Annotated in this window: 2 protein-coding genes; both read right to left on the bottom strand. The window is 74.7% G+C overall.

The annotated features are described in order from the left end of the window. Positions 1 to 28: 28 nt before the first annotated feature. Positions 29 to 700: a DUF6875 domain-containing protein gene (locus ACFV4N_RS43250; RefSeq protein ID WP_499678509.1), complete on the bottom strand. Its 672-nt coding sequence runs from the start codon at positions 698 to 700 to the stop codon at positions 29 to 31. Then, on the bottom strand, positions 700 to 1,985 hold a 1,286-nt coding region (locus ACFV4N_RS43245; RefSeq protein ID WP_499678508.1), incomplete at its 5' end, for an FAD-dependent oxidoreductase. The genes ACFV4N_RS43250 and ACFV4N_RS43245, both read right to left, overlap by 1 nt.

The following is a 1,985-nucleotide window of genomic DNA, read 5'->3' as shown; positions in this document are numbered from 1 at the left end:
GGCCGACGCCCCGGGATCGGTCGTCATGTCAGCTCCCGGAGGTGGTGAGTCGGGCGGCCGCGGCGCGCACGTGCTCGCGCAGGTGCGCCGGCACGCGGTCGCCGAACCGCTGGAGGTAGGCGGCGACGGTGCTGTCGTCGTCGCGCAGGAACGGGAAGTCGGTCGGCACCATGTGCCGGATCGCCAGCAGCGGCACCGGGCTGTGCAGCGGCCGGAACGCCGGGTTCCACAGGCCCGCCTTCTCCGGCGGGCCGGGGTGGAACTCGCCCAGCATCAGCCCGTCCCGGGTGTAGTCGGGCTTGAGCGCCTGCTGGGCCTGGTCGACCACGTCGAACTCGGTCAGGTCCGGGAACAGCACCAGGATCGTCTTGAACTGGGCGGCGGGCCCCGTCCTGGGCTCCAGGTCGGTGAACCAGTCGCGGTAGTGCAGCAGCAGCGCGGCCAGCTCGTCGGGGTGGCGGGGCGTGCCCGCGTGCACCGACAGGTAGAACAGGCCCCGCTGGAGCGAGGTGTCGGTGAACGGGCACACCGCGCCCCGCCTGCCCAGGTCGGGGTGCGGGCCGCACAGGTAGTCGTTCGCCCAGCGGAACACGGTGCGCAGCCGCGCCTCGTGCGCCGCGACCTCCAGGGGCAGGGTCGGCGCGGCGAAGTCCGCCGGCTCCACCAGGGGGTGGGCCTGGTGCGTCGGGTGGATCAGCATCAGCTCGCCCGCCTCCTGCCGCGGGTACGTCGGATCAGCCCCGCCAGCGCCGCGCCGGTGAGCGCGGCGGCGGCCCCGCCGAGCAGGCGGTCCTGCCGTCGCGCGCGGTCCAGCGCCTCGCCGTAGGGGACGGTGGTGTGCGCGATGAGCGTGTAGAGCGGCACCCACGCGTCGGGGAACAGCCGGTGCAGCGCCAGGTCCACCTTCTTGCGGACCAGGAACAGCGGGGAGCGCAGCTTGTCGCGCAGCTCGACGAAGTTGCGCTTGGACAGCTCCGCGAGCACGTCGGTGTGCGGCCTGCGGGCCGCCTCGAACGCGGCCAGCGCGCCCGGCAGGTCGTTCGGGTGCTCGGCCAGGCACCGGTCGAGCACCGAGCAGTCCTCGAACGCGGCGTTCATGCCCTGCCCGAAGAACGGGTACACCGCGTGCGCCGCGTCCCCGATCAGCACCACGCCGCGGCCCTCGTCGGTGGCGGTGTGCCACGGCGCGGTGCGCACCGTGACCAGGCTCGCCGCCTCGTGGTCGAGGAACTGCTCCACCACGTCGGGGATCAGGGTGAGCGTGTCGGGGAAGCGGCGGGCGAAGAACTCCCGCACCCTCCCCGGCTCGGTGAGCCCGGCGAACCCGTGCTCACCGGCGAACGGCAGGAACACCGTCGCGGTCAGCGAGCCGTCCGCGTTGGGGTGCGCCACGATCAGGCCGTCGTCGCCGGGCCACACGTGCAGCGCGCGCAGCTCGGTGCGCGGCCGCCCGTCGTCGCCGACCGGGATCAGCAGCTCCTTGTAGCCCCACTCCAGGAACTCCTGGTGCAGGTCCACCCGCAGGCCGCGGCCCAGCTGGGCGCGGACGGCGGAGAACGCGCCGTCCGCGCCGACCACCAGGTCCGCGGTGTGCACCTCCTCGCCGTCCGGGCCGGCGGCGGTGACCGCGGGCTTGGCCCGGTCCACGGCGGTGACCCGGTGGCCCCAGCAGAACTCCACGCCGAGCCGCTCGGCCTCGTCGACCAGCGCCACGTTGAGGTCGTGCCGCAGCACCGAGTGCAGGATCTGGTCCTCGGCCAGGCCGTAGGGCTGGAACCGCAGCCCGTCGGGCAGGTGCACGACGCGACCGCGCATCGGCACGGTGAGCGGCGCCAGCCGCTCCAGCAGGCCGACCTCCCGCAGCGCCACGATGCCGCGCTGCGACAGGCCCAGGTTGATCGAGCGGCCCTGCTCGCGGACGCCGGGCGTGCGCGGGTCGCCGCGCCGCTCCAGCACCCGGACGAGGTGGCCGCGCCGCGCCAGGT

Source organism: Actinosynnema sp. NPDC059797 (assembly GCF_042732085.1).
GTDB lineage: Bacteria > Actinomycetota > Actinomycetes > Mycobacteriales > Pseudonocardiaceae > Actinosynnema.
The sequence above is the reverse complement of the archived record's forward strand: the minus strand, read 5'-3'. Positions and strand labels throughout refer to the sequence as shown.

What these genes read in the sequence shown, in the direction of transcription:
- ACFV4N_RS43250 (WP_499678509.1), bottom strand. Translation starts at nt 700, where the DNA reads ATGCTGATCCACCCGACGCACCAGGCCCACCCCCTGGTGGAGCCGGCG.